Below are 6,597 nucleotides of genomic sequence, written 5' to 3'. Positions count from 1 at the left end.
GAAGAGCACCAAAAACGAGTAGCGAGCTAGTCACTCGCTTCTCCGACTTCGAAAGCCCTCGGCCCGCATGCCGGGGGCTTTTGTCGTCTTCGTGGTGCTGCGTAGATTCAGTTGAACGTATGACCCGAATGTCGGTTCAGGTCAAAACGGCTACGCAGTCAAGGGCAGCACCCCCTGCTCATGCGCGCCATTAAGCTCGCGCGCCAGATCTTCGCGGTCGCTGGCGATCGCGATGAGATCGGCGACGTATTGACTTAGAGATGTCGCGCCAGCCGAACTTCGCTGTGCCTTGAGCGTGTCAATAAGCTCCGACGGCAGCCGGACAGTCAGCGACGTCCGGTCACCCTTACTGGGCATCGGCATGGCATGGCCTCCTTCGTCTACGTCTTCGGTCCCAACCGATGTCCATCCTGAACCAGAATCAAATTCGGGATGCTGTGACACGCCGATAAGCTGCGCGGAAATTACATTCATGTCATTAACCCCTCGCCTCGTACGACGAACCCGCCTGTTCAGCGGAAGCGGACCGTACCTGCGTCCGCTTCCGGTCTACGACACCAGCCAGTACATGCGCCCTAATCTCAGCCGTAGTCGCGCAGACGAGCGAGAAATTTGCCTCACGGGCGGTGCGCTCAGCTAGTTCTCCTCGTTGTACGGCTCGACTACCAGTAATCGCCGTGTAGTAAATCGATGCATCGACGGCGAAGCGACTGGCCTGCGCACGCGCGTCATGGATGTCAACAGACGTATCGCTGACAGCGCGATCCAATGAGTTCCTGACCGCGGTGAACTTATTGGCCATTGCCTGACTGCACTGCCCCGACGTGTCCAGAGCCGTCAAGGTTCGGCGGGCTAGTCCCAGGGCAAGCGAACCGTTGATACGAACAATCGCTCGATCAAGCATTGACATGGCTTCCTGTCTGCTTCGAACTCGTCGCGCGACATGCATTACATCGGTCTCGTCGACGCGATAACCGTCGAAACTTAGTGCGACAGTCTGAGAAGCGTTGGCCGCGGTCAGATCTAGTCGCATCGACGACAGGCCGTGGTCCTCAGATGCAGGCGCAAGGAACGTCACCGTTTCATCGTTTGTCTCGTCATATGCAGAAACTCCTAGGACGTCGACGAGACCCCACCCAGTCACGAATGGCGCCGAACCTTCGATTGAGTAGCCGTCCGACGTCCGGCGAGCCTGGATCAGGGGGCGCTGAGGTGCGGCGTATCCCCCGCCGGACACTCCCGCGCGAACCGAACCCATTTGCAAACCGGGCAGGTACCGCTCTTTGAGCGCACGATTGCGCGACGTGGCAAGTCTGAGCAGGGTTCCATGGTGCTGTGCCCAGACGAATGCCGTTGATAGGCACCCGCTTACCAGAATTTCTCCCACCGCAGACAGTGCCTGCACGGGATTGTCACTGCCGAGAGCGACTCCGTAGAACCCATGCTCTGCTAGTTCGCTAAAATGCGTACCAGGGATGGACGCGGTTTGATCGACCTGTGCTGCAGCCGGTTCCAGTACGCGGGCACTCATCCTTTTCGCCTCATTGACCCAATCAGTCGCGTTGGCTGTCTGCTTGCCCATTGTTATTCGAGAACCTGGTGTTTCACTCACTGACGTTTGCCTCCTCGTATGCGTGAGGCGCGCTGCTTTTGCCCTCGCCCGTCGAGCTGGTATGTCCTTCGGTGCCCCTGCGCCGAAGTAGAAGTACTCCCGTTGTCAGTGCCGCGACGCCGACAGTCCCGAGGGCAAGTGGGCCGTACATCTCGACCCACTCCACTAGGAGCTTGGAGTCGGTAGCGCGTCGGACTTGGGCATCGACTGTCTCGGTATCAAGTTGTGGGGACATCTCGACGATGGTGACCGCGTTCGGGTCGTCGGCTGTACGGCCGTAGTACTGCCACACCGATTGCTTTCCGAAGACGACGGCACCTGTCGTGGGTTCGACCAGCAACTCGCGCTGTGCTGTGTAGAACCTGTGCATCAAGATTTCTTCATCGCCGCCGATGCCCCAGTACGACGCGGGGAGTGTCAGCTTCCCGCCGGTATCTAGGGGCGCAATGTCCTGCACGAACTGGTAGACGTCCAAACCGTTGAGAGTCGTTTCGCCGGCGAAGTCGATTGCCTGGCTGCGGCGTGCGGTCGTGTCGAAGTAGGGATACGACCGTTGTTCGACGTCAAAGGGAAACTTGAGGGAGAGGCCGTCGTGGGTGACCTCGTCGGCAGGTTGATCGACGTACTTTTGAATGGATCCGATCGGATCACTTATTGGCATCGCGGTTCTGCGATCGGCGGTGAATCGGTCGACAGTGGCATTGACAGTGCCTCGTTCTCCCGGCCTGTCGTCTCGCTGGAGCAGCACAGCAGACTGCATCGTGATCTTATTGCTGTCCGAGGGTTCTTCGACGGTGACTTGCTGTAGGACCCGGATCGGAACATTGCGGTCGACTCTCGGTATTCCTTGAACGAGGGACTCGGTGTCCAGCAAGGTAGCGCTACCAGTAGCGACCGTGGCCGAGTCGACGTCAAGTGGGGTTTTTACCAGGTTCGGAGCCATGTGGAAGGCCATCGTTGCTGACGCTGCGGCCAGAAACGCGCCGACACCCACTAGTGCCAATCCTTTGACAGGTCGTGTCGTCGTGGTCATGCGGTGGTCCTCAAAGTTGGTTGGTCCGGTTTGTGTTCCGGTGCGGGTCCGGGATCTGAGAAGCTGGGTAGCGTGACCGCCAGGAAGCAGCCCTTTTTCGTGACCAGTCGTCCTGCCGGTGCGGTGCTTGCGACGGCATTCGCTGGCTTCGTGTGGTCGGAATACAGGATGAGCAAGCAGAAACCGCGCATTGGTTCTGTAAATCGAGACAATGGTTCTGGTCGCGCAGTCGGCCGTGGTCTTGTGCTCTCGTACGGCGGGGGCCTTCTCATCAGCGTGGCCTCGTCAGCCACGGTGTGCGCTCGTCGTCCACGGACGATCTTCGTAGCAGGACTGACCATCGCAGCGCTCGGCCAGGCGCTGAGACTGGCTGCAGCTCGGGAACTCGGAGAGTCTTTTACTTTCAAGGTCCACACACACCCCGAGCAACCGGTGGTGCAAACGGGCCCATATTGGCTTATCCGGCACCCGTCGTACACCGGGGCGTTGGTCTGCGCACTCGGCTTCTGTTTGGCGTACGGGAACTGGCTTTCTCCCGCGATGGTCGCGTTTCTGATCGGCGGATACGTCCATAGAATTCCATCGGAGGAAGCCGCGATGCTCGAGGGCATGGGGAGTGGGTACGCCGAGTACATGTTGCGTTCGAAACGTTTGGTGCCGTTCATTTTTTAGCTCCCAATATGGTCGAGGCCTGGCGTGCAACAGCCTCGCCGTCGACCATCTCGACCATCAGTCGGGTAGACGCTACTGAGTTGCGGCTGGCGCGCCACGCTGCGCGCTTGGAGCTTGGTATCAGGTTGTCGGCGAGGATGGCGTTGCTTTGAGTCGCCAAGGTCTGCCACTGCTCCATGTACGACACAATGCGTCGATAACGTTGAATGCGAGGCAGCAATGAGGTCCAGACGTAAACCCAGGCAACGTAACCCGCGAAAAGTAGTGGGGACATGATGAGGAATAGCGAGATTTGCACCGTGTGCTGGGTGTACCAGTTATCCACGTTCCGTCCGAACGCAACAAGGTATGCGATCTTGTGCACTGCGTAGAGCAAGACCATCGCACACGCGAGTGCAGCTCCGACGAGAACTCTTGCGAGCTCGCCGGTTTTCACGATCCACGCCATTCGGACCAACAAGTAGAGCGGCACTGTCACGCACAGCGACAGGCTCCCGAGAAAGATGACCCAGTAGACGAGCATCCATCCTTCGGCAACGAACGTTTGGCTGAGGTAGTAGGTCGGCCTGGTTGGGGCAGGCGAGAGGAGGAAAGCGATGACCAATCCCACCATCAATGCCGCACTGAGCCCATAGCGATAGGGGCGAGGAAAGTTTCTTTGAGTGGAATGGGCGACAATCCCGACCAACTGGGTTGCGGCGCAGACCGCAAGGGCCTGAGCGATCAGTACCGACACATTCCACATGCCGGTGGCGCCGTGAAGCATAGGGTCGAGTTTGTCGTCGGCGAGGGCATGAATCCGGAAGAACTGCGCCGTGCTGAGCGTCAACAACAGGACTGTCATTGGCCGCGTTTGCGGCTTCGACCTGTACATGGGGAGGCGTTGAAGAGAAAACAGCAGCAGGACAACAGGGATGATTGCTTCGGCAAAAAAACTCACATCTGCCACCCAAAAATTGTGGCCACCCTCCGCAAGGTCTCTTCGTCTTTCGGGTCTATTCCCGTGGGGTAGAAGGGCTTGCGCAGTGCGTCGGCGCGAGCGAGCATGACGGTCCCCAGCCATTCTGCCTCTGCCTCGATTGGCTGCAGGAAGTCCGGAACTCGGGTGAAACAGACCTTGCTGCGCTGTTCCTCAGCGAGGGCATTGATCATTGTTCTGGGGATGGCTGGTGCCATTCTCATGAACGACTCGGTGAGAATTGCCTCCGTCACGACGATGTCGGCTTCGTGCCCGAGAAGTATGTGAGCGACCTCATGAAGAATGCATTGTTCTTTGAACAGCGGATCGACATCGATGCGGACATAAATAACGTCGACCGGGGCAGTCCGCACCCAGAAGCCTGATACTTCACCGCTCTCACTGAGATCGTCGGGTAGGTCGAGTACCACAATTACCCGGCCGATCTTGAACCCGACTTCGGCAACAAATTGGTCGATCGACCACGGTCTGACGAACGGCATGTCCAGCGCATCGAGGAAGACACTGGCACGCAACTCGGGATCATCGACAGTCTTCGCTGCGGCGGCAGCGTCCTGCACCGAACCCATTACTTCGATTCGCCGGTCCCGGTTGGCTCCGACCGACTCTGCACCTCGAAACGTTCATGGGTGTCCCGGACGAGCACGCTCAAGCGCTCGGCAATCTCCGGCGTCAGCTGGGGCACGCGAGTTCGCAAAGCGAATACGGTTGCCTGCGAGTTCCGTACATTGTCGAAGTAGTCGAGCTGGTCGTTGTAGTTCACTTGTTCGGCGCCCGTGCCGAGCAGGTAGGTCACGGGCGCTTCGAAGAACGACGCTACTGCCTCCAAGACAGCGGGATCCGGCGAGTCGGAACCATGATCGCGAAACGCTTTCACTTCGGCCGCGCTCACGACATATCCCACTCTGTCGCTCACATGCGCTGCAACAACTGGATCGAGATCATCTGGTGATCCCATATGGCGGAATCCCTCGAACAGCCTGCTGACTCGATCGTGTAGCGGTAACGCGCTGGACATCGTGACTTCCTTCCAATCTCTCCCCGCGGAGTACTGCCAAAAGACGCCTGGTCCCGAGCAAGCACCCTTGCCCATTTCGATCGCAACTTCAACCGCGTCGCTCACGCTCCCCCCAACGTTCTCTGAACCTGGCGTCCATCTCCTCGTCGATCTCAGCGTGGCGGCCAGCCAACCAACGTCGGTAGAGTTGCTCTTCGTGCTCGAGCGGGTCTTCACCGGTGGCGGGCTCGTCTAGAAATCGCGCGAAAGCCATTTCAGCGACCAAGGGCAGGGTCGAGCCGGGTCCCCCGTTTTGCTCGAGAACGGCCGTTGCATACCGACCGGCAACTCGGGAAACGAAGGCATTGAAGCTGGCCGTGATCTGATCAAGGCCGGCTGGTTGATCGGACCCTCGACAACTTTCCTGTACGGCATTGAGTTCCCGGTGAAGCGCGAACAGGTTGTTGATTTCATCGAGTGGAAGCACGATCGAGTCGGGACCAGAGGAGTAGTTGCCGGGTCGAGAGTTCTCATCGGATCGGTTTTCCAGCGGAATGGGCTCGCCGCCGGCCAGTGCATCTGCGGCGCTGCCCTTCGCCCATTGCAGGCCCAGATCGAGCTTCTTGAGTGTTGCCGGACTGGGTGCACGTCCGAGCGTGCCGTTCTCGATGTTGCCAAGTGTGGTGTCGGATGGACCACCGGCGTCGCGAACTTCGAATCTGGTCAGACCTAGCCGCGCTCTCCGGGCGGCTACGACCTCGCCGAAACGGCCCAGGCCGCCTGTTCTCTCCACTGTCGCATCCTACGTCCGTTTGCAAATTATTTGCAATTGTAAAGCCAAATCCACTCGAAGTCGTGGTCGAGAGCAGCATAGAAGCGCCTCACTACAGGGCATTGAGTTCATTTGCATTTATTTTGCTTCAAAGTTGCTACGGACTACGCATCGGGTGGATACTGCACCCATGCCGTTAGTTGCCGAACTACCCACGTCGTTACACGGGGCCGCACCCTGGTTGACCAACGGGCGACATCGAGCTGCGCTGCCTTCGTTATGCCTGCATGCCCGCCGGCCGATTGCGCGCTCGCTCATAGCTGCGAACCAGCTCGTCGATCTCGATATCGAGCGCCTGCGCGAGACGACGTGCATTTTCGTCGGTCAGTTTCACCTCGCCGCGTTCGATACGGGCGATCATCGAGGTACTGATTGCCACCAACGATCCAAGCTGGGGTTGCGTGAGCCCAAGGAGTGTCCGCCAATCGCCGGGAAAGCGCTCATTACGCGGCACAAGGACAAGATCGCCCAT

The 6,597-nt window shown here is 58.8% G+C and carries 9 protein-coding genes; 1 reads left to right on the top strand and 8 read right to left on the bottom strand.

Annotated features, from left to right (window positions below; translation table 11 throughout):
* Nucleotides 1-150: 150 nt before the first annotated feature.
* Genes A2J03_RS21825 through A2J03_RS21815 form a run of 3 tightly spaced genes read right to left on the bottom strand, consistent with a single transcriptional unit; the run spans nucleotide 151 to nucleotide 2,645 of the window.
* A complete protein-coding gene (locus A2J03_RS21825) occupies nucleotides 151-474 on the bottom strand; it encodes a hypothetical protein (RefSeq protein WP_156520514.1) in 324 nt (107 codons plus the stop codon).
* 4 nt (nucleotides 475-478) lie between these two features.
* Nucleotides 479-1,582, bottom strand: coding sequence for an acyl-CoA dehydrogenase family protein (locus tag A2J03_RS21820; protein WP_068378169.1), 1,104 nt, complete (start codon nucleotides 1,580-1,582; stop codon nucleotides 479-481).
* Between the two features lie 22 nt (nucleotides 1,583-1,604).
* Nucleotides 1,605-2,645 carry a DUF3068 domain-containing protein gene (locus tag A2J03_RS21815; protein WP_068378167.1) on the bottom strand — a complete coding sequence of 347 codons (1,041 nt, stop codon included), beginning with the start codon at nucleotides 2,643-2,645 and terminating at the stop codon, nucleotides 1,605-1,607.
* A gap of 276 nt (nucleotides 2,646-2,921) precedes the next feature.
* Between A2J03_RS21815 and A2J03_RS21810 the strand changes: the two genes are divergently transcribed.
* The gene (locus tag A2J03_RS21810) at nucleotides 2,922-3,317 is read left to right on the top strand and encodes a methyltransferase family protein (RefSeq protein WP_231912645.1); all 396 of its coding nucleotides are present in this window, start codon (nucleotides 2,922-2,924) and stop codon (nucleotides 3,315-3,317) included.
* On the opposite strand, the gene A2J03_RS21805 is transcribed toward A2J03_RS21810, so the two are convergent.
* The 5 genes from A2J03_RS21805 to A2J03_RS21785 form a co-directional block, all read right to left on the bottom strand.
* Nucleotides 3,307-4,266: a hypothetical protein gene (locus A2J03_RS21805; protein ID WP_068378158.1), complete on the bottom strand. Its 960-nt coding sequence runs from the start codon at nucleotides 4,264-4,266 to the stop codon at nucleotides 3,307-3,309. The genes A2J03_RS21810 and A2J03_RS21805 overlap by 11 nt on opposite strands.
* Nucleotides 4,254-4,865 (bottom strand): hypothetical protein, encoded by a 612-nt coding sequence (locus A2J03_RS21800; protein ID WP_068378156.1) that lies wholly within the window; start codon nucleotides 4,863-4,865, stop codon nucleotides 4,254-4,256. Before A2J03_RS21800 ends, A2J03_RS21805 begins: the two co-directional genes overlap by 13 nt.
* On the bottom strand, nucleotides 4,865-5,314 hold the full coding sequence (locus A2J03_RS21795; RefSeq protein ID WP_156520513.1) for a hypothetical protein: 450 nt from the start codon (nucleotides 5,312-5,314) through the stop codon (nucleotides 4,865-4,867). The genes A2J03_RS21800 and A2J03_RS21795 overlap by 1 nt, the downstream gene beginning before the upstream one ends.
* Before the next feature lie 88 nt (nucleotides 5,315-5,402).
* Nucleotides 5,403-6,086 carry a helix-turn-helix domain-containing protein gene (locus A2J03_RS21790; protein WP_068378152.1) on the bottom strand — a complete coding sequence of 228 codons (684 nt, stop codon included), beginning with the start codon at nucleotides 6,084-6,086 and terminating at the stop codon, nucleotides 5,403-5,405.
* 256 nt (nucleotides 6,087-6,342) lie between these two features.
* On the bottom strand, nucleotides 6,343-6,597 hold a 255-nt coding region (locus A2J03_RS21785), incomplete at its 5' end, for a helix-turn-helix domain-containing protein (protein WP_082897999.1).

The organism is Rhodococcus sp. EPR-157 (genome assembly GCF_001647195.1).
In the GTDB taxonomy this organism is placed as follows: domain Bacteria; phylum Actinomycetota; class Actinomycetes; order Mycobacteriales; family Mycobacteriaceae; genus Rhodococcoides.
The sequence above is the reverse complement of the archived record's forward strand: the minus strand, read 5'-3'. Positions and strand labels throughout refer to the sequence as shown.

What these genes read in the sequence shown, in the direction of transcription:
- A2J03_RS21825 (WP_156520514.1), bottom strand. Translation starts at nt 474, where the DNA reads ATGAATGTAATTTCCGCGCAGCTTATCGGCGTGTCACAGCATCCCGAA.
- A2J03_RS21820 (WP_068378169.1), bottom strand. Translation starts at nt 1,582, where the DNA reads ATGGGCAAGCAGACAGCCAACGCGACTGATTGGGTCAATGAGGCGAAA.
- A2J03_RS21815 (WP_068378167.1), bottom strand. Translation starts at nt 2,645, where the DNA reads ATGACCACGACGACACGACCTGTCAAAGGATTGGCACTAGTGGGTGTC.
- A2J03_RS21795 (WP_156520513.1), bottom strand. Translation starts at nt 5,314, where the DNA reads ATGTCCAGCGCGTTACCGCTACACGATCGAGTCAGCAGGCTGTTCGAG.
- A2J03_RS21800 (WP_068378156.1), bottom strand. Translation starts at nt 4,865, where the DNA reads ATGGGTTCGGTGCAGGACGCTGCCGCCGCAGCGAAGACTGTCGATGAT.